The sequence below is a fragment of the Afifella aestuarii genome, from assembly GCF_004023665.1.
Taxonomy (GTDB): domain Bacteria; phylum Pseudomonadota; class Alphaproteobacteria; order Rhizobiales; family Afifellaceae; genus Afifella; species Afifella aestuarii.
In genome coordinates this window covers 1,108,581-1,127,661 of sequence record NZ_SAUF01000001.1, presented here as the reverse complement: position 1 = coordinate 1,127,661, position 19,081 = coordinate 1,108,581, and the positions used below count along the sequence as shown (strand labels likewise).

15 protein-coding genes are annotated in these 19,081 nt (G+C 62.4%); all 15 read left to right on the top strand.

Features of this window, described 5'->3' with window-relative positions; translation table 11 throughout:
* Positions 1–3: 3 nt before the first annotated feature.
* The 15 genes from EO094_RS05210 (at position 4) to rbbA (ending at position 19,081) form a co-directional block, all read left to right on the top strand.
* On the top strand, positions 4–402 hold the full coding sequence (locus EO094_RS05210; RefSeq protein WP_128291193.1) for a hypothetical protein: 399 nt from the start codon (positions 4–6) through the stop codon (positions 400–402).
* A 49-nt stretch (positions 403–451) separates the two neighbouring features.
* Positions 452–1,018 (top strand): rod-binding protein, encoded by a 567-nt coding sequence (locus EO094_RS05205; RefSeq protein ID WP_128291192.1) that lies wholly within the window; start codon positions 452–454, stop codon positions 1,016–1,018.
* A gap of 13 nt (positions 1,019–1,031) precedes the next feature.
* Complete coding sequence (locus tag EO094_RS05200; protein ID WP_128291191.1) at positions 1,032–1,409, top strand: flagellar protein FlgN; 378 nt, start codon at positions 1,032–1,034, stop codon at positions 1,407–1,409.
* Positions 1,409–1,864 (top strand): hypothetical protein, encoded by a 456-nt coding sequence (locus EO094_RS05195; protein WP_128291190.1) that lies wholly within the window; start codon positions 1,409–1,411, stop codon positions 1,862–1,864. Before EO094_RS05200 ends, EO094_RS05195 begins: the two co-directional genes overlap by 1 nt.
* A gap of 42 nt (positions 1,865–1,906) precedes the next feature.
* The gene (locus EO094_RS05190; RefSeq protein WP_128291189.1) at positions 1,907–3,583 is read left to right on the top strand and encodes a methyl-accepting chemotaxis protein; all 1,677 of its coding nucleotides are present in this window, start codon (positions 1,907–1,909) and stop codon (positions 3,581–3,583) included.
* A gap of 64 nt (positions 3,584–3,647) precedes the next feature.
* Entirely contained in the window at positions 3,648–5,330 is a 1,683-nt protein-coding gene (locus EO094_RS05185) for a methyl-accepting chemotaxis protein (protein ID WP_246008365.1), read from the top strand.
* A gap of 78 nt (positions 5,331–5,408) precedes the next feature.
* A complete protein-coding gene (locus EO094_RS05180; RefSeq protein ID WP_128291188.1) occupies positions 5,409–7,085 on the top strand; it encodes a methyl-accepting chemotaxis protein in 1,677 nt (558 codons plus the stop codon).
* Between the two features lie 544 nt (positions 7,086–7,629).
* Positions 7,630–9,309 carry a methyl-accepting chemotaxis protein gene (locus EO094_RS05175; RefSeq protein WP_246008363.1) on the top strand — a complete coding sequence of 560 codons (1,680 nt, stop codon included), beginning with the start codon at positions 7,630–7,632 and terminating at the stop codon, positions 9,307–9,309.
* Positions 9,310–9,345: 36 nt separating this feature from the next.
* Complete coding sequence (locus EO094_RS05170; RefSeq protein ID WP_128291187.1) at positions 9,346–12,081, top strand: chemotaxis protein CheW; 2,736 nt, start codon at positions 9,346–9,348, stop codon at positions 12,079–12,081.
* Complete coding sequence (locus EO094_RS05165; RefSeq protein ID WP_092810291.1) at positions 12,078–12,548, top strand: chemotaxis protein CheW; 471 nt, start codon at positions 12,078–12,080, stop codon at positions 12,546–12,548. The genes EO094_RS05170 and EO094_RS05165 overlap by 4 nt, the downstream gene beginning before the upstream one ends.
* 27 nt (positions 12,549–12,575) lie before the next feature.
* On the top strand, positions 12,576–12,953 hold the full coding sequence (locus EO094_RS05160; RefSeq protein WP_128291186.1) for a response regulator: 378 nt from the start codon (positions 12,576–12,578) through the stop codon (positions 12,951–12,953).
* Between the two features lie 74 nt (positions 12,954–13,027).
* On the top strand, positions 13,028–14,143 hold the full coding sequence (locus EO094_RS05155; RefSeq protein WP_128291832.1) for a protein-glutamate methylesterase/protein-glutamine glutaminase: 1,116 nt from the start codon (positions 13,028–13,030) through the stop codon (positions 14,141–14,143).
* Positions 14,140–14,976, top strand: coding sequence for a CheR family methyltransferase (locus EO094_RS05150; RefSeq protein WP_128291185.1), 837 nt, complete (start codon positions 14,140–14,142; stop codon positions 14,974–14,976). Before EO094_RS05155 ends, EO094_RS05150 begins: the two co-directional genes overlap by 4 nt.
* 212 nt (positions 14,977–15,188) lie before the next feature.
* Positions 15,189–16,313 (top strand): HlyD family secretion protein, encoded by a 1,125-nt coding sequence (locus EO094_RS05145; RefSeq protein WP_128291184.1) that lies wholly within the window; start codon positions 15,189–15,191, stop codon positions 16,311–16,313.
* Positions 16,310–19,081 (top strand): ribosome-associated ATPase/putative transporter RbbA, encoded by a 2,772-nt coding sequence (rbbA, locus tag EO094_RS05140; RefSeq protein WP_128291183.1) that lies wholly within the window; start codon positions 16,310–16,312, stop codon positions 19,079–19,081. The genes EO094_RS05145 and rbbA overlap by 4 nt, the downstream gene beginning before the upstream one ends.

The window sequence follows — 19,081 nt, the reverse complement described above, 5'->3', positions numbered from 1 at the left end:
CCAGTGAAAGACCGTAGCAAGAAGATCGAGCGCATTCTGCAAGTGCAAAAGAAAATGCACGAAGCGGCAGAATGGGAGCTCGCCGATATCTCCCGGCAAGGCAGCGCACTCGATCAGGAACGCAAGGCGCTGATCGAAGCCTTGAACGACGACGACACCTTCCACGGACTGTTCGTCGACGCCAAGGTCAAACGTCTGTCACGCCTCAGCAGCGAGGCCGATCAGCTCGCCCGTCGTCAGGCCGAGCAGACCGCTCAGGTGCTCGCTCAGGCGCGGCGCCTGAAGACCACCGAAAGGCTCTCCGGCAAGCTTGAGCGCGAGGCCCGCAAGGCGGAAGAACGACGCAGTTTTCAGCTGCTTTTAGAGGCTTTCGCACGTCCGACGGATGCAAGCCCCACGTAAGGGAAAACCGCAATAAGCCTGCGAAGACTTAATCTGTCGCAGGTGACTTATGTCGATCAGCCCACCGTCCGACATCGTTCTGGACGTTGCCCGCGCCGCAAGCCCGACCCGCTATCAAGAGGCCGCGGCACGGCTGACGCGCCTTTCTCCCTCCTCCGGCACGACGCCGGCCGCCTACACCGCGGCCAACGACGCCTTCGAAGACGTTTTCGGCCAGGTCACGAAGCCTGGCGCGACGGGGCCGGAGGAAACCACGAAGGCCGCTGAACGGCCGATTTCCCCGGTCATCCAGATGCCCTTCGATTCCGCGCAAGTCTTGTCGCGATTGAAGACGAGCACATCCCTCGCCCATTCCAGCCTGTCGTCGCCCAAGGCCGGCAACGACCCCATGACCGGCTTTGAGGCGATGTTCCTGTCGACCTTCGTTCAAACGATGCTCCCGGCGAGCTCGGATTCGATGTTCGGTGGCGGCCAGGCTGGTGAGATGTGGCGCTCGATGCTTGCCCAGCAGATCGCCACGCAGATGGCCCAGGCCGGCGGGATCGGCATCGCCGAAACCATGCGCACCGCCGAGACGACCCCCGACTTACCCGAAAACGCGAATGGCCTGATCTAGAGAGGAACCAGCCATGAATGCGATGTCACGTTCGGTCAACCCGGCCGCAAGCCGCGCCCTGACGACCTGCATCGGACGTCTCGAGGAGCTTGTTGACCAGGAAACCGAGGCACTGAGCCGAAATCAGCCGATCGACCTTCAGGAATTCAATCACCGCAAGAGCCGCGCACTTCTGGAGCTGTCGCGCATGGCACGCGCAGTTCCTTCCGAGAACATCAGCACTGACGCCCGCATCGGCATCATCCGCCTGCGCGAGAAGCTTCAGCGCAATCAGTCCATGCTCAAGACCCATATCAGCGCCGTACAGACGGTGGCCGGGCTGATCGCGAAGGCGATGTCGGATGCTGAGTCGGACGGCACGTATTCAGCACCGCTCGGAGCGCGCGTCTGATGGTCAAGACCCTCGGCATCGGCATGTGGGCGTGCCTCGTCGCGCTGCTCGCAAGCTTCTTTGCGGCGCAATGGAAGGCGGATGTGAAGCCCGCTCCCGATCAGGGCCCGGCCCTCGTCGGACTGGAGCATCGCAAGCTCGAACCGATGACCGTGCCCGTCATTCAAGACGGCGCTTTAAAGGGCTACATCCTCGCCCGCCTCGTCTTCACCGCGGATGCCGGCGCGATGAGCAAGCTCTCTATGGACCCCGCCCCCTTCGTCACCGACGAAGCATTTCGTGAATTCTACAACAACGGCAAAGTCGAGTTCGGGCGCCTGGCGAAGTACAACCTCGATCGCCTGCTCAAAAACATTAAAGATAATACCAACAAGAGACTGGGTCCCGACTTCATTCAAGACGTCCTCGTAGAGGAAATCAATTACGTCGACAGACGAAGCATGGGTCAATCCTAGGGTCTCACGGAATTTATGTCTGGAGGCTACAAAGGAAATACAATGAAGATCAGCGGGAAGATCTATGCGATCGTGGTGGTGCTCGGCCTCGCCACCATCCTCGTGGCAGCCATGGCGACTTACGCGCTGAAACAGAGCGCGGAGCGAACGGCCGACCTGGAGCGCCTCGCGGAAGCCGCGATCAACGGCCAGAGGATGAACCGGCTGATCACTGCGGTCGTCATGGATTCGCGCGGAATCTACTCTGCAGATAACGACGCCGCGGTGGAAACCTTCGGTCAGGCGATCACGCAGAGCCTCAACGATCTCGACCTCCTCCTCGCCGAGACGCGCCCGCTGCTCCTCGACCCAGAAAGCCTCGAACAACTCGACAACCTCAAGGAAGAGTTCGAGGTTTTCGAAGACTTCCGCATGAGCCTTGTGCAGCTCGCCACCCGCATCTCGCCGATGACGGCCAAAACCGTTGGAAACAACGAAGTGAATACGGCCAATCGGATCGCCCTACAGGCCGACATCGATGGGTTCATCGATGCCCGACGCGCGCAGGTGGAAGGAATCAAACAAGAGATCGCAACCGCCGATCGTCGGATGATGACGACAATCATCGCTGTCGCTGCAGCCGGCCTTCTCATTGGCGCGGCGATCGCGATCTTCATAGGCACCCGCAAGATCAGCCGGCCTCTCATTCGTGTGACCGATGTTCTGAAGCGCATGGCGGCGGGCGAACTCGACGTGGAGATCGAAACCCGCCGGTCCAAGGACGAGATCGGCGAGATCTGGGCGACGACGGAACGTTTTCTCGCCGAGCTTCGCGAAACTGACCGCCTTCGCAGAGAACAGGCTGAACTTGCCGCGAGGGCGGAAGAAGACAAGCGCAAGGCCATGCACGCTCTGGCGGACGAGTTCGAGCTGGAGGTTTCGAGTGTGGTGCGATCCGTCGTGTCCGCCGTCACCCAGCTCAAGCAGTCGGCGTCAACAATGAGCTCCTCGGCGGAGAAGACGAACCATCAGGCGACCGTTGTCGCGTCCGCAGCCGAGGAGGCGACGCACAACGTCCAGACGGTTGCCTCGGCGGCCGAGGAACTCGCGGCATCCATCCGCGAGATCGGTCAGCAAGTCGAGTTGTCGGCGCAAATTGCCGGGCAGGCGAACGGTCAGGCAGTTAACACCACAGAGATCGTTCGCAGTCTCGCATCCAGTGCCCAGCGCATCGGGCAGGTCGTCAACCTGATCACCGACATCGCCGCGCAGACGAATCTCCTCGCCTTGAACGCCACCATCGAAGCTGCGCGCGCCGGCGAGGCCGGAAAAGGTTTTGCGGTCGTCGCGATGGAAGTGAAGACGCTCGCCGAGCAGACGTCCAAAGCAACCGGCGAGATTTCGCAGCAGATCACGGCCGTGCAGGATGCGACAAACGAAGTCGTCGCCGCGATCGGGTCGATCAGCACCACGATCCAGCAGATCGACGAAATCGCGTCGACGATCGCATCCTCGGTGGAAGAACAAGGTTCGGCGACAGGCGAAATCGCCCAGAACGTTCAGCAGGCCGCTCAGGGCACGCAGGAAGTCTCCTCAAACATCATGGCCGTTACAGCCGCTTCCGACGACACCGGACGCGTCTCGAGCGAGATCGTGCACGCCGCAAACGACCTCGACAACCGAGCGGCAGGCCTGCGCAAGCAAGTCGATATTTTCATCGAACGGGTGCGAGCCGCCTGATCGAAAGCCGCCCTCGCAGGGCCCCCTCCCCCCAACTGACGTCGGCCCCAGGGCCGGAAACGGAATGAGACCCATGAGAATTACCGGCAAGATCAACGCCATCGTGGCCATACTCGGAATCGTAACCATAGGTGTCGGCGCCATCGCCATTTATGCGATCAATGCAATGCACAGCACCGCCGAGGAGTTCGACAGAACATCCTCGCGGGCACTCTTGATGCAGCAGATCGGCACCCAGGTCATCCAGGCAAGCAAGTCATCGAGCGGGGTCTACCTCGCCGAGGGTTCCGCCGAAGCCGCCAAATACGGCAAAGAAGTCATGGCCGCGCTCGATGAAATCGACGCCGCCTTTGCCCAGCTGGTGGATCTCACCCCTCCCGAAGACATGCCCGTAGTCGATGAGCTCGGAAAGAACCTTGCGAATTACCGTGCGGAACGCACGGAATTGGTGCGCCGCGGCGTCGAAATCAGTCCCGATGCGGCGCGCGCCTACGGCACCAGCGACGAAGTGCGCGGGGGGCGCAAAGGTTTGCAGACGAGCCTGGCGGCAGGTGTCGAGAATGTCGCTGCGCGCCTCGACCCGCTTCGCTCCCACATGCTGTCGCTCAACGAGAGCATGCTTATCCTGATCTGTTCCGTCATCGCCGTCGGACTGATCATCGGCGTCGGCATCGCGATGTGGATCGGCACCCGCCAGATCAGCCGTCCCCTCGTCCGCCTCACCGGTACGTTGAAGCGTATGGGCGGAGGCGACCTCAACGTCTCTATCGAGCAGAAGCGCTCCGGCGACGAGATCGGCGAAATCTGGGAAGCCACGGAACATTTCCTCGTCGCGCTCAAGGAGACGGAGACGCTGCGCGAACAGCAGCAGCAGGCTGAAGAGCGTGCCGAGGCGAACAAGCGCCAGATGATGAACGCGCTCGCTGACGATTTCGAACACGAAGTCTCGAGCGTCGTGCGCTCGGTCGTTTCCGCCGCAACGCAACTGAAGCAGTCGGCTTCGACGATGGGCGCATCTGCTGACGAGACGAACCATCAGTCGACGGTCGTCGCAGCCGCGGCCGAACAGGCGACTGTGAATGTTCAGACGGTTGCCTCGGCCGCTGAAGAACTTGCCGCCTCCGTCCGCGAGATCGGCCAGCAGGTGGCAATGTCGGCGACCATCGCAGGCCAGGCCAACAGCCAGGCCACCAACACCGGTGAAGTGGTGCGCGGCCTCGCCTCCAGTGCCCAGCGCATCGGCCAGGTCGTCAACTTGATCACCGACATCGCGGCCCAGACGAACCTCTTGGCTTTGAACGCGACGATCGAGGCAGCCCGCGCCGGTGAAGCCGGCAAGGGCTTCGCGGTCGTCGCCATGGAAGTGAAGACGCTCGCCGAGCAGACCTCCAAGGCAACCGGCGAGATCTCGCAGCAGATCACGGCCGTGCAGGAAGCCACCAACGAGGTCGTCAAGGCGATCGAATCGATCACCGGCACGATCAAACAGATCGACGAGATTTCTTCGACGATCGCCTCTTCGGTGGAAGAGCAGGGCTCGGCAACGGGCGAGATCGCCCAGAACGTCCAGCAGGCCGCCGAAGGGACCCAGGAAGTGTCGACGAGCATCGTCTCGGTGTCGCGGGCGGCCAACGAGACCGGACGCGTCTCAAGCGAAATCGTGCAGGCTGCCGGCGACCTCGACAGCCAGGCCGAGAACTTGCGCAGCCAGGTCGATGCCTTCATCGGCCGCGTACGGGCTGCCTAATAACAGAGCATCACAATGCTCGTCTTTTGATTTGCGTCGGCCCGCCGGGCCGGCGCGACCCTTGCAGGAGTTCGGAAAATGAAAATAAGTCATAAAATATATATGATGCTGGGCGTGCTAGGCGTCGCAAGCATCTTTGTCGGGGGAATGGGTCTTTATGCTTTGAAGCGTAGCGAGAATTTGGCCGAACGCTACGCCCGCAACGCGGAAATGACGATCCGCATGGAACGGGTCAACGGCCTTATCTCCAAAGTCGTGATGGATTCACGCGGCATCTATGTGAGCAAGACACCGGAAAAGACGAAGGCGTTCGCCGCAGGCCTCATGCAGAGCCTCGACGAACTCGACGCCGCTGCCGCCGAAGCGCGGAGTTTCGTCAGGACGCCGGAGAGAGCCAAAGCCTTCGACAGGGTTCTCGCAGGAATCGCCGAGTTTCGCGACTACCGCACCGAGACCGTCCGCCTCGGCCTCGAGGTCTCGCCAGCTGCAGCCAATGCACAAGGCAACACCGACGAAAACCGGGCGAACCGCAAGGCTCTGCAAACCGACGTCGACGCCGTGAGAGCCGATCTCCAGCACGAGCTGAAGCCGATCCTTGCCGAGATGTCCACCCTTGGAGAGCGCATGACGCTTCTGATCGTGGCAACGATGCTGATCGGGCTCGCAGCCGGCGCTACCATTGCCGTGTGGATCGGTACGCGTCAGATCAGTCGCCCCCTCACCCGCGTCAGCGGTACGCTGAAGCGCATGGCGGCCGGCGATCTCGACGTGACAATCGAACAGAACCGTTCCTCCGACGAGATCGGAGAGCTGTGGGGCACCACGGAGCACTTCCTTCAGGAGTTGCGCGAGAACGAACGGCTGCGCGCCGAACAGCAGCAGGCAGGAGCGCAGGCGGAAGAGAAGAAGCGCCAGATGATGAACGCGCTCGCAGACGATTTCGAACGCGAGGTCTCAGGCGTCGTCCGCTCGGTCGTTTCGGCGGCAGCACAGCTTAAACAATCCGCCTCCACCATGGGGGCCTCGGCGCAGGAAACAAACCAGCAGTCGACCGTGGTTGCGGCCGCCGCCGAACAGGCGACGACCAACGTCCAGACGGTCGCATCGGCCGCCGAAGAGCTTGCCGCCTCGGTCCGTGAGATCGGTCAGCAGGTGTCGATGGCCGCGAGCGTCGCCGACCAGGCGAACGGTCAGGCCTCCAATACCAGTGAAGTGGTTCGCGGTCTTGCCTCCAGCGCGCAGCGCATCGGCCAGGTCGTCAATCTGATCACCGATATTGCCTCGCAGACCAATCTGTTGGCCCTCAACGCCACCATCGAGGCGGCACGGGCCGGCGAGGCCGGCAAGGGTTTTGCCGTCGTCGCCATGGAAGTGAAGACGCTCGCAGAACAGACGTCCAAGGCAACCGGCGAGATCTCGCAGCAGATCACGGCCGTGCAGGAAGCCACCCACGAGGTCGTCAAGGCCATCGAATCGATCACCGGCACGATCAAGCAGATCGACGAGATTTCTTCGACGATCGCCTCCTCGGTCGAGGAGCAGGGCTCTGCCACCGGCGAGATCGCCCAGAACGTCCAGCAGGCTGCGCAGGGCACCCAGGAGGTGTCGACGAGCATCGTCTCTGTGTCGCGTGCGGCCAACGAAACCGGGCGGGTTTCCGGAGAGATCGTGCAAGCGGCAGGCGATCTTGACAGCCAGGCGGAGAATCTCCGTGCGCAGGTCGACGCGTTCATCGGCCGAGTGCGTGCCGCTTAACTCGCAGATTACGGGACCGGCTTAGCCGGATCACCGACCTATTTAACGCTCCGACAGGCCCGCCGAAAGGGGGGCCTGTTTGCGTCTGTGGCCCAAAGAATACGGCGCTCGGGCCCATCCAAAATCACCCGCAGAATACATCCAGAAAGAGATATTTCGACAAGCTACACGCAAGTCTTGAGTGGTTTTGTCCTGTCTGCGAGGCGAGACGAGGTCCGCGAATCGTCTGAGATTTCAGCGTCTTCAGCACACTTCACTTGCACGCAAATCACCGCTGCAATGCCACGGGGCATCGGAGGGCGTATCCCACAGGCACAAGAAATGCGGCCTGTTTGGCCGCCCGGTCAGTCCGTCAGTCCGTCAGTCCGTCAAGCCGTCGGCTGCGAGCAGACGACGGACAGGTCCGTCCAAATGCATGTCGGACGATCTGACACCCGACACTGCACGTGCAGCAGACAATTACCCCGGCAGGCGAGCCATCAACTGCCAGCTACGAGCAAGCTTTGAAAGCTAGATGCTGGGCAGGCTCGGAACGGAGAACGTGATGAAGCTGAATTTGAAATCAACGCTGACGGCGATTTTCGGCGTCCTGGTCGTCCTTATGGTCGCCCTCGGCTGGACGTCCGTAAGCAAACTCGCTCAGATCCAGGCGAACGTCGAGAATGAGGCGACCAACTGGGTTCCGAGCATCGACACGATCAACAAGATCAACACGACCACCTCCGACCTGCGCATTGCGCAAATCGCCAATCTCATGGCGACGGACCCCGAGGCCAAGCAGACATTGAAAACTGCGATTGCCGCTAACATCGAGAAAATCGCCACGCTTCGCGCCAAGTACGAGCCGCTGATTTCCTCCGATGAGGAGCGCAAGCTCTATCAGGACTTCTCCGCCAAGTTCACCGAGTACCTCAGCCTCGAGCCGCAGGTCGCCCGCTTCATCGAAGCCGGACAGACCGCGGAAGCCAACGACCTGCTCACGGGTCAGATGAAGCGGATCTTCGATTCCTTCTCCAACGACCTGATGAGCGCCGTCCAGATCAACAACGAGGGCGCCGCAAGCGACTACGAGAAGTCGGTCTCGGCCTACAATTCCGCGCGGCTGCAGCTCTTCATCGCCATCGCCTTCGGCGTCATCATTGCAGGCGCCGCGATGGTCTACGTCTCCACCGGCGTGATCCGCCCGATCGGCCGCATCACCGGCGTCATGACCGATTTGAGCGCCGGCAAGCTCGACACCGAAATCCCGTATGCCGACAAGCAGAACGAGATTGGCGAAATGTCGAAGGCGATCGCGATCTTCCGCGACGGTCTCGCCGAGGCCGAGCGTCTGCGCGGCGAACAGGAAGAGCTCGCTGCGCGCGCCGAAGAAGACAAGCGCAAGGCCATGCACGCACTCGCCGACGATTTCGATCGGGAAGTCTCGAGCATCGTGCGCACGGTGGTCTCCGCCGTCACCCAGCTGAAGCAGTCGGCCTCCACGATGAGTTCATCCGCAGAGGAGACCAATCGCCAGTCGACCGTTGTCGCGGCCGCCGCCGAACAGGCGACGACCAACGTCCAGACGGTCGCCTCCGCAGCCGAGGAACTTGCCGCCTCCGTCCGTGAAATCGGTCAGCAGGTGTCGATGGCCGCCAACGTCGCCGGGCAGGCGAACGGTCAGGCGTCGAACACCGGCGAAGTGGTCCGCGGTCTTGCCGCCAGCGCCCAGCGCATCGGCCAGGTCGTCAACTTGATCACCGACATCGCCTCACAGACCAATCTGCTGGCCCTGAACGCCACCATCGAAGCGGCCCGCGCCGGTGAAGCCGGGAAGGGTTTTGCAGTCGTCGCCATGGAAGTGAAGACGCTCGCCGAGCAGACATCCAAGGCCACCGGCGAGATCTCTCAGCAGATCACTGCCGTGCAGGAAGCAACCAACGAGGTCGTCAAGGCGATCGAGTCGATCACCGGCACGATCAAGCAGATCGACGAGATCTCTTCGACGATCGCCTCCTCGGTCGAGGAGCAGGGCTCTGCCACCGGCGAGATCGCCCAGAACGTCCAGCAGGCCGCGCAGGGCACTCAGGAGGTTTCCTCCAACATCGTCGCCGTCACGAGTGCCGCCAACGACACCGGGCGCGTCTCAAGCGAGATCGTCCACGCCGCCACCGACCTCGACACCCAGGCTGCAAGCCTGCGTCAGCAGGTCGACATCTTCATCGAACGGGTGCGGGCCGCTTAGGCCCCTCCCTCCCGAAAGCCAATCGGAGCCCCCGCAATGGATGAACTGCTTCGCGAGTTCCTGACTGAGACGAACGAGAGCCTGGACGTCGCCGACGTCGAGCTCGTGAAGTTCGAACAGGAACCGAACAACGCCGCCATTCTCAACAACATCTTCCGTCTCGTGCACACCATCAAGGGCACCTGCGGTTTCATCGGTCTGCCTCGCCTCGCGAAGCTTGCCCATGCCGCAGAGACGTTGATGGACAAGTTCCGCGAAGGCGTGCCCGTCACGCCGGCAGCGGTGAGCCTGGTCCTCAAGACCATCGACAGGATCAAGGATATCCTGGCGAAGCTCGAAGAGAACGGCGGGCAGGAGCCTGAAGGAAGCGACGCAGACCTCATCGAACTTCTGGAAAAGATGGCGGCGGGGGAAACCGTTTCAGAGGAGGTCGTCGAAGAGGCCGAGGTGACCGTCGGCACCCTCGTCGACCAGGTGCTGGAACGTCCGCTGATGCCGGGCGAAATCCCGCTCGACGAATTGGAGCGGATCTTCCGCGAGACGGAAGTGGAAAACCCCGCTGCCAAGGGGAAAACGAAGGCGAAGAAGGCTCCGGCCAAAGCCAAAGAAAAGGCTCCTCCCGCAGCGGCGCCTGCAAAAAAGGAAGAGCCAGAGACGAAGGCACCGGTCGCCAAGGCGCCCGAAACTCCGGCCAAAAAGCCGGGTGAAGAGCAGCCTGCCGCGAACAACAACAGCTCGAGCGTCTCTTCACAGTCGATCCGCGTCAATCTCGATGCCCTCGAGCATTTGATGACGATGGTCTCTGAGCTGGTTCTGACCCGCAATCAGCTCATGGAGATCGCGCGCCGTCAGGAAGATTCCGACTTCAAGGTGTCGCTGCAACGTCTGTCTACGGTGACGGCCGAGCTTCAGGAAGGCGTCATGCGCACGCGCATGCAGCCGATTGGCCATGCGTGGCAGAAGCTGCCCCGCATCGTGCGCGACCTTGCGCAGGATCTGGGCAAGCAGATCGAGCTGGAGATGGTGGGCGCGGATACCGAGCTCGACCGCCAGGTCCTCGACCTGATCAAAGATCCGCTCACCCACATGGTGCGCAACTCCGCCGACCACGGTCTGGAGACGACGGAAGAGCGGCGCCTCGCCGGCAAGCCCGAGAAGGGGCTGGTGCGGCTGTCCGCCTTCCACGAAGGCGGCCACATCATCATCGAGATCACCGATGACGGTCGCGGCCTCAACACCGACCGCATCCGCGAGAAAGCGCTGGAAAACCGTCTGGCGACGGAAGCCGAACTCGCCAAGATGTCGGATGCTCAGATCCATCGCTTCATCTTCCACGCCGGCTTCTCGACGGCGGAAAAGGTGACGAGCGTGTCGGGCCGTGGCGTCGGCATGGACGTCGTGCGTTCCAACATCGAGATCATCGGTGGCAATGTCGACGTGCGCTCGACGCAGGGCAAAGGCTCGACCTTCGTCATCAAGATCCCGCTCACCCTGGCGATCGTGCCGGCTCTGATCGTGGAAGTTGCCGGCGAACGTTTCGCGGTGCCGCAGCTGGCCGTGGTCGAGCTCGTCCGTATCCAGCCGGATTCCGAGCACAAGATCGAGCGTCTCAAGGACGCGCCCGTCCTTAGGCTGCGTGACAAGCTCCTGCCGATCGTTCATCTCGGTGCGCTTCTCGGCAGCGTCAAAGACGAGGTCGCAGACCAGGAGAGCGGCTTCATTGCCGTCATGCAGGTCGGCAATCAGATCTTTGGTGTCATCGTCGACGCGGTCTTCCACACCGAAGAAATCGTGGTGAAGCCGATGTCGTCCATGCTGCGCCACATCGGCATGTTCTCAGGCTCGACGATCCTCGGCGACGGACGCGTGATCATGATCGTCGATCCGAACGGTGTCGCCCAGCAGGCCGCAAGCAGCATCGATCAGACGATCGCCGCGGCCACCGCCGACGCCGAAGAGCAGGAGGAAACCAACGACGCCGTTTCCATGCTCGTCTTCCGGGCGGGCGGTCGCGAGCCGAAAGCAGTGCCACTGTCGCTCGTCACGCGTCTCGAGGAATTCGAGACCGAAAAAGTCGAATGGGCCGGCGGTCAGCCGATCCTCAACTACCGCGGTGCGCTCATCCCGCTCGTCTACGTCAACCATGAGGTGGAACAGCGCACGACGGGAACCCAGCCGATGCTCGTCTTCTCCGACAACGGCAATACGATGGGTCTCGTGGTCGACGAAATCGTCGACATCGTCCAGGAGCCGCTCAATATCGAGCTTCCCTCCGAGACACCGGGGCTTCTCGGCAGCGCTGTGCTCGGCGGCAAGGCGACGGACATCGTCGACATTTCGCACTTCCTCGAGATTGCCTTCCGCGACGCGCCCGAACAGGCCGAACGCAAGGGCAAGAAGCTCCTCTTCGTCGGCGGCAACGTCTTCTACCGCAACATGGTGGAGCCGATCCTGCGCAGTGCCGGATATCGGGTGTCGCTGGCCTCGAACGCGGAAGATGCACTTGCTCAGATTACGGAAGGGCACCGCTTCGACCTCGTGGTCACCGACCTCGACACTCCGGCGATGGACCCGGCCGCCTTCGCGGCCGCCGTTCGCAGCCAGGCGGACATGCAGCATGTCCCCTTGATGGCACTCGGCAGCCCCAAGTCTCGGGTGCGCCCGGGTGAGGAAAACCTCATTGGCTTCGATCGCATCGCAACGAAGGTCGATCGCAGCGAACTCATCGCGGCGATCAAGCAATGCGCCCCGATCTATGGAGAAGCAGCATGAGCCAGCATAACGTCCACGACGTGCGGACGTCGGCCGCCAATCAGTACGTCACCGTCCGCATCGGTGGCCAGCGCTTCGGCCTCCCGATCGCAGCGGTCCACGAGGTGTTCGTCCCTGAACAGGTGACGCGCGTTCCTCTCGCTCCGAAAGAAGTGGAAGGCGTCCTCAATCTGCGTGGACGCATCGTCACCACCATCGATCTTCGCCAGTTGCTCGGCTTCCCGCCGAGCGATGCGAAAGAAAAGATGGCCGTCGGCATCGAGTACAAGAGCGAATCTTTCGGCCTCATCATCGATGAGGTCGGCGAGGTCATGCACCTGGAAGAGGCGCTCGAGCCCTGCCCCCCGAACCTCGACCCGCGCTGGGCGGAGATCGTCAAGGGTGTCTATCACGTCTCGGGCGAATTGATGTTGATCCTCGACGTCGAAGCAGCCCTCGCCCGCGTAACTGTCGCTCTTGCTGCCTGACACAAGCAGCATTCCAAGGAGCCCGCGATGAAAACCTGCCTTGTGGTGGATGATTCCTCCGTTGTTCGAAAGGTGGCCCGACGCATGCTGGAAGAGATGAGCTTCCAGGTGCGCGAAGCCGACAATGGCGAGACCGCGATGGAGCGGTGCCAGGAAGCAATGCCGGATGCGATCCTTCTGGATTGGAACATGCCGGTCACCGACGGTCCGCATTTCCTCCGGGCTCTGCGCCAGCGGCCGGACGGTGAGGCTCCGCGGGTGATCTTCTGCACGACCGAGAATGATCTCGATCACATCGCGCGCGCCATCGAGGACGGTGCCGACGAATACATCATGAAGCCCTATGACGCCGACATCCTGCGCGAGAAGCTGGAATCCGTCGGCATTCTGGCGAGGGCAACATGAACGCGATCGCCGCACCTCCGCCTGGCGCCCGCCCCGCTGCGGTCCGCCCGAAGAGCGACGAGCCTATCCGTGTCATGGTGGTCGATGATTCCGCGTTCATTCGCGGCATCCTCTCCCGCTGGATCTCCGAGGAGCCGGACCTCACTCTCATCGCCTCCCATCCCAACGGGCGGCGGGCGGTGGATGACGTCGTCCGGTCCCAGCCCGATGTCGCCATTCTCGACATCGAGATGCCGGAGATGGACGGGCTGCAGGCTCTGCCCCTCATTCTCGAAAAGCGACCGGGCACGGCCGTCATCATGGCCTCGACGCTCACGCGCCGTGGCGCCGAGGTCAGCATTCGTGCTCTGACCTTGGGAGCAGCCGATTACGTCCCCAAACCCGATTCCACCAACGGCCTGCTGGCCGCGGCCGACTTCCGCCACGACCTGATTTCCAAGGTACGCAGCCTTGGTGCCGGGGTTCGTCGCGGCAAGAGCTTCCGCACGCCGGCTCCGGCCACCGCCCGGCAGACGCCGGGGGCATCGGCGCCGGCAGCCGCACGTGCGGCTGTCATCCCCGCCGCGGCCAAGCCTAAGGTCCGTCTGCGCCCCGCATCAATGAGCGCGGTGCGTGCCCTGGCGATCGGCAGCTCTACTGGCGGTCCGCAGGCACTGACGCGCTTCTTCACCGATGCCGGCAGTGCGCTGACAACCATCCCGGTGTTCGTGACACAGCACATGCCGCCGACCTTCACCACGATCCTGGCCGAGCACATCGCCAAGGCGTCGGGTCGTCCGGCCGCCGAGGGGATCGATGGCGAGCCCGTCCGTCCCGGTCACATCTACGTGGCTCCGGGTGGCAAGCACATGCTGGTGGCAAAATCGAACGGCACCACGGTGATCAAGCTCTCGGATGCACCGCCCGTCAACTTCTGCAAGCCGGCAGTGGATCCAATGTTTCAATCGATCGCCGACGTCTACGGCAGCGCGACCCTTGCTCTCGTTCTCACCGGCATGGGCTCCGACGGTGCCAAGGGCGCGACCATCATCGCCGACGGCGGCGGCGCCGTCATCGCGCAGGACGAAGCTTCGAGCGTGGTCTGGGGCATGCCAGGCGCAACCGCAGAGGTCGGAGCCTGCTCCGAAATTCTACCGATAACGGAAATCGGACCCCGCGTGGTTCGGCGAATCTCAGGGGGACGCTCATGATCACACCTGCGGACTACGAGTTCTTCCAGAGATATCTGAAGGCGCAATCGGGTCTCGTGCTGCAGGAGGGGAAAACCTACCTGCTCGAGTCCCGTCTGCTTCCGGTAGCGACGCATTTCGGGCTGCCGAGCATCGCAGCACTTGCCGCAAAGTTGCGGCAGGGTTCCATGGAAATCGGCAAGGCGGTCGTCGATGCGATGACGACCAACGAGTCCTTTTTCTTCCGAGACAAAACGCCGTTCGACCTGTTCAGCGACGTGATGCTGCCGACACTGTTGCGCAATCGCCCCGTGACGCAGCCTTTGCGCATCTGGTGCGCGGCAGCCTCCTCCGGCCAGGAGCCCTACTCTCTCGCCATGATCCTTCGCGAGAAAGTAGGCATGGTCGGCGGTCGCAAGGTCGAGATCATCGCGACCGACATTTCCGACGACATGCTGAAACGGGCGAGCGCCGGCATCTACACGCAGTTTGAGGTTCAGCGCGGCCTGCCGGTTCAGCTCCTCCTCAAATATTTCAAGAAGAGTGGAGAAAACTGGCAGATTTCCGACGATATCCGGCGCATGGTGACGTTCAGAAATCTCAACCTGCTGCACTCCTTCACGACCCTCGGCATGCTCGACATCGTCTTCTGCCGCAATGTGCTGATCTACTTCGACGCGACCACGAAGGGTGACATCCTCGATCGGGTCTCCCGCAATTTGCGGCCGGACGGCTATCTCGTGCTCGGCGGCGCCGAGACGGTCGTTGGTGTGAGCAGCAAGTTCACGCTCGTCCCCGGGCAGCGCAACCTCTACGGGCTGGCAGCAAGCCAATCGGCCGTCGTCGCGGCCTGATCAAAAGCCGCTCCGCAGCCTTGCGGAGCGGCTATTTCTTTCGCGGGCATGCCACCGCGCATCGGCTGGTCTATAAACATGAGGGACCCATGATCGGCTCAAGCTTCGGCTTGCCAGGATAGGTCCGCCGGAGTACCTTTTAGGCGAAGCGGCAGCGAAGTGGCGGCGCCTGCCGCGGCTCCCACGCCGCCAGCGAAGACCGGCCCGCCTCCATGACAAGAAAGCTTCTCCTCGTCCTCATCGTCGCGGCTCTCATCCTCGGCGTCGGTTATTCCTATTGGCCCGAAATCAGGGCCATGGTGACCGGCGAGAACGAGAACGCAGCCCTCGCCTCGAGCAACGGCCGGATCGAAGCGGTCGAGATCGACATCGCAAGCAAGACGGCCGGCCGCCTGCAGGACGTCTATGTGCGAGAAGGCGACTATGTCGCCGCCGGCGAAAAACTCGCCAAGATGGATACCGCTACGCTTGAGGCGCAGTTGCGCGAAGCCGAGGCACAATTGCGCTCTGCCGAGATCGGCATCGAAACGGCAAACAGCCAGGTCACGCAGCGCCAGGCGGAAAAAGAAGCCGCCGAAGCCACCGTTGCACAGCAAGAGGCGACGCTCGAAGCCGCGGAAAAACGTCTTACCCGCAGCCAGACCTTGCAGGAACGCGGCACCGGTTCCGTGCAACAATACGACGACGACAAGGCCGCTTTCGAAGGCGCCAAGGCCGCCCTTGCCGCGGCAAAGGCCAAAGTGGCAGCCGCCGATGCGGCTCTCGGCTATGCACGCTCGGGCGTCGTGACGGCGGAGGCACAGGTGGACGCGATGCGTGCCACGGTCGAGCGGATCAAGACAGATCTCGACGACAGCACCCTCACATCGCCGCGGATCGGGCGCGTGCAGTACCGCATCGCCGAGCCTGGCGAAGTCGTAAATGCCGGCAGCGCGATTTTGAACCTCGTCGATCTGTCGGATGTCTACATGACGTTCTTCCTGCCGACACTTCAGGCAGGTCGCGTGGCGCTCGGTGCCGAAGCCCGCATAGTCCTCGACGCCGCCCCGCAATATGTGATCCCGGCGACCATTTCCTACGTCGCCGATGTCGCTCAATTCACGCCGAAGACGGTGGAAACCGCCGAAGAGCGGCAGAAACTGATGTTCCGCATCAAGGCCCAAATCCCCACCGACCTTCTGAAGGAACATATCCGCTACGTGAAAACGGGGCTGCCGGGGATGGCCTATGTGAAGATCGACGGCAGCGCTGAGTGGCCGGATAACCTCAAGGTCAATCTGCCGCAAAAGGGCGCGCCCGAGCCTGAGCCCGGGGGCGCGATGACGGGCGCAGAATGAAGCCGCCCCTCCCGACCGTCCCTTCCGACCGCGAGACGCCCCCGCCCGTCGCAACCCTCGCGCATGTGGGGCTGCGCTTTGGTGCCACGCAGGCGCTCGACGATATCACCCTCGACATTCCGGCCGGGCGCGCCGTGGCGCTCATCGGCCCCGACGGCGTCGGCAAATCGAGCCTCTTTTCCCTCATCTCCGGCGCCCGCCGCATCCAGAAGGGTGAAGTGCAGGTGCTCGGCGGCAGCATGAAGGATTCCGGCCACCGCGCCGCCGTCTGCCCGCGCATCGCCTATATGCCGCAAGGGCTCGGCAAGAACCTCTATCCGACACTGTCGGTGTCTGAAAACCTCGATTTCTTTGCCCGCCTCTTTGGCAACGGAAAGGCGGAGCGCGAACGCCGCATTCACGAGCTGACCGAAGCCACCGGCCTTGGACCCTTCCTGACGCGGCCGGCGGGAAAGCTATCAGGCGGCATGAAGCAGAAGCTCGGACTTTGCTGCGCGCTCATTCATGATCCCGACCTCCTTCTCCTCGACGAGCCGACGACCGGCGTCGATCCCCTCTCCCGCCGTCAATTCTGGGAACTGATCGACCAGATCCGGGCCGGACGACCGACCATGAGCGTCGTGGTCGCCACCGCCTATATGGAAGAGGCTGCACGTTTCGACTGGCTCATCGCCATGGATGGCGGGCAGGTGCTCGCGACGGGAACCGCGGACGAGCTTCTGGCAAAAACCGGAACGCAGACGCTCGAGGCCGCCTTCATCGCGCTCCTACCCGAGGAAAAGCAGGCCGGTTATCAGCCTGTCGTCATCCCGCCGCAGGCACAAGAGAACAACGGCGTCCCCGCCATTGAGGCGGAAGGGTTGACCATGCGCTTCGGCGCCTTCACCGCCGTCGACCATGTGAGCTTTCGTATCCCGCGCGGCGAGATCTTCGGCTTCCTCGGCTCCAATGGCTGCGGCAAAACCACGACGATGAAGATGCTGACCGGCCTGCTCGCCCCCTCAGAAGGCAGGGCCTTTCTCTTCGGCGAAGAGGTCGATCCGCGCGACCTCACCACCCGAGAGCGGGTGGGATACATGTCGCAAGCCTTCTCGCTCTACACCGAGCTGTCGGTGAAACAGAACCTCGAGCTCCATGCCCGTCTCTTTCGGGTGCCGGAGGCAGACATTCCGGCGCGCATCCGCGAGATGGTGGAACGTTTCGACCTCGCCGAAATCCTCGACGATTTCCCCGATTCCCTGCCGCTGGGGCACCGTCAACGTCTCTCGCTCGCGGTCGCCATGATCCACAAGCCGGAGATGCTCATCCTCGACGAGCCCACCTCCGGCGTCGATCTCGTCGCGCGAGACGCGTTCTGGCGGATGATCGTCGAGCTGTCGCGACGCGACGGGGTGACAATCTTCATCTCGACGCACTTCATGAACGAGGCGGCACGCTGCGACCGCATTTCGCTCATGCATGCCGGCAAGGTGCTGGTGACCGACAGGCCGAAAGACCTGGTCGAAAAGCGCGGAGCTGCCTCTCTCGAAGATGCCTTCATCTCCTATCTGGAAGAGGCGGGGGCGGATGAGGAACAGGCGCCGAAGGGAACGGCCCTCGTCACCCAGGATCCGGCGCCTGAGACGCGACCCGCACGCCGCTTCTTCGATCTGCGCCGCGTGGCGAGCTATTCGCGCCGCGAAAGCCAGGAGGTGCGCCGCGACCCGATCCGCCTGACGCTCGCCATCGTCGGCAGCGTGATTTTGATGTTCATCATGGGCTACGGCATCAGTCTCGACGTGGAGGATTTGAGCTTCGCCGTCCTCGACCGAGACCAGACCGGCCTGTCGCACGATTATGCCTTCAACATCGCCGGTTCACGCTACTTCATCGAGAAACCGCCGATCACGAGTTACGAAGATCTCGACCAGCGCATGCGCGCGGGAAAAATCGGTCTGGCGATCGAAATCCCGCCGGGCTTCGCCCGCGATGTCGCGCGCGGCGACAATGTCGAGATCGGCGCCTGGATCGATGGCGCCATGCCGACACGGGCGGAGACGATCAAAAGCTACGTGCAAGGGATGCACACCCAGTGGCTGCTCGCCAAGGCGAAGGAAACCGGCCGCTCGACCGGCCTTGCCGGTCTCGTCGATCTGGAAACCCGCTTCCGCTACAATCCGGACGTGAAGAGTATCGTCGCCATGGTACCTGCCGTGATCCCGATCCTCTTGATGCTGATCCCCGCGATGCTGGCGGCTTTGAGCGTCGTGCGCGAAAAGGAACTCGGCTCCATCGTCAATTTCTACGTGACGCCGACGACGAAGCTGGAATTTCTGCTCGGCAAGCAGATCCCCTATGTCATTCTCGGTTGGCTGAGCTTCTTGCTTTTGACGGCGCTAGCCGTGACGGTTTTCGCAGTCCCCTTCAAAGGCAGTTTTCTCGCGCTTGCAACGGCGGCCTTCCTTTACGTGTGCTCGGCAACCGCTCTCGGCCTCTTCATGTCGACTTTCATGAAAAGCCAGATCGCCTCGATCTTCGGCGTTGCGATCCTGACGATCCTTCCGGCCGTCAACTTTTCCGGACTGACGGATCCGGTCTCCGCACTCGAAGGCATCGGCAGATTGGTCGGAGAGATCTATCCGACGGCGCATTTTCTCACGATCGCACGCGGCACCTTCTCAAAGAGCCTCGGATTCTCGGAGCTGAGCGGAGCTTTCCTGCCGCTGGCGCTCGCGACCCCGGTGCTCCTTGCCGCCACCGCGCTCCTCCTCAAAAAACAGGAGCGGTGA

Coding starts and splice junctions, on each gene's coding strand:
- EO094_RS05160 (WP_128291186.1), top strand. CDS start 12,576: ATGAAAACCTGCCTTGTGGTGGATGATTCCTCCGTTGTTCGAAAGGTG.
- EO094_RS05200 (WP_128291191.1), top strand. CDS start 1,032: ATGAATGCGATGTCACGTTCGGTCAACCCGGCCGCAAGCCGCGCCCTG.
- EO094_RS05170 (WP_128291187.1), top strand. CDS start 9,346: ATGGATGAACTGCTTCGCGAGTTCCTGACTGAGACGAACGAGAGCCTG.
- EO094_RS05195 (WP_128291190.1), top strand. CDS start 1,409: ATGGTCAAGACCCTCGGCATCGGCATGTGGGCGTGCCTCGTCGCGCTG.
- EO094_RS05190 (WP_128291189.1), top strand. CDS start 1,907: ATGAAGATCAGCGGGAAGATCTATGCGATCGTGGTGGTGCTCGGCCTC.
- EO094_RS05165 (WP_092810291.1), top strand. CDS start 12,078: ATGAGCCAGCATAACGTCCACGACGTGCGGACGTCGGCCGCCAATCAG.
- EO094_RS05150 (WP_128291185.1), top strand. CDS start 14,140: ATGATCACACCTGCGGACTACGAGTTCTTCCAGAGATATCTGAAGGCG.
- EO094_RS05155 (WP_128291832.1), top strand. CDS start 13,028: ATGGTGGTCGATGATTCCGCGTTCATTCGCGGCATCCTCTCCCGCTGG.
- rbbA (WP_128291183.1), top strand. CDS start 16,310: ATGAAGCCGCCCCTCCCGACCGTCCCTTCCGACCGCGAGACGCCCCCG.
- EO094_RS05185 (WP_246008365.1), top strand. CDS start 3,648: ATGAGACCCATGAGAATTACCGGCAAGATCAACGCCATCGTGGCCATA.
- EO094_RS05180 (WP_128291188.1), top strand. CDS start 5,409: ATGAAAATAAGTCATAAAATATATATGATGCTGGGCGTGCTAGGCGTC.
- EO094_RS05175 (WP_246008363.1), top strand. CDS start 7,630: ATGAAGCTGAATTTGAAATCAACGCTGACGGCGATTTTCGGCGTCCTG.
- EO094_RS05205 (WP_128291192.1), top strand. CDS start 452: ATGTCGATCAGCCCACCGTCCGACATCGTTCTGGACGTTGCCCGCGCC.
- EO094_RS05145 (WP_128291184.1), top strand. CDS start 15,189: ATGACAAGAAAGCTTCTCCTCGTCCTCATCGTCGCGGCTCTCATCCTC.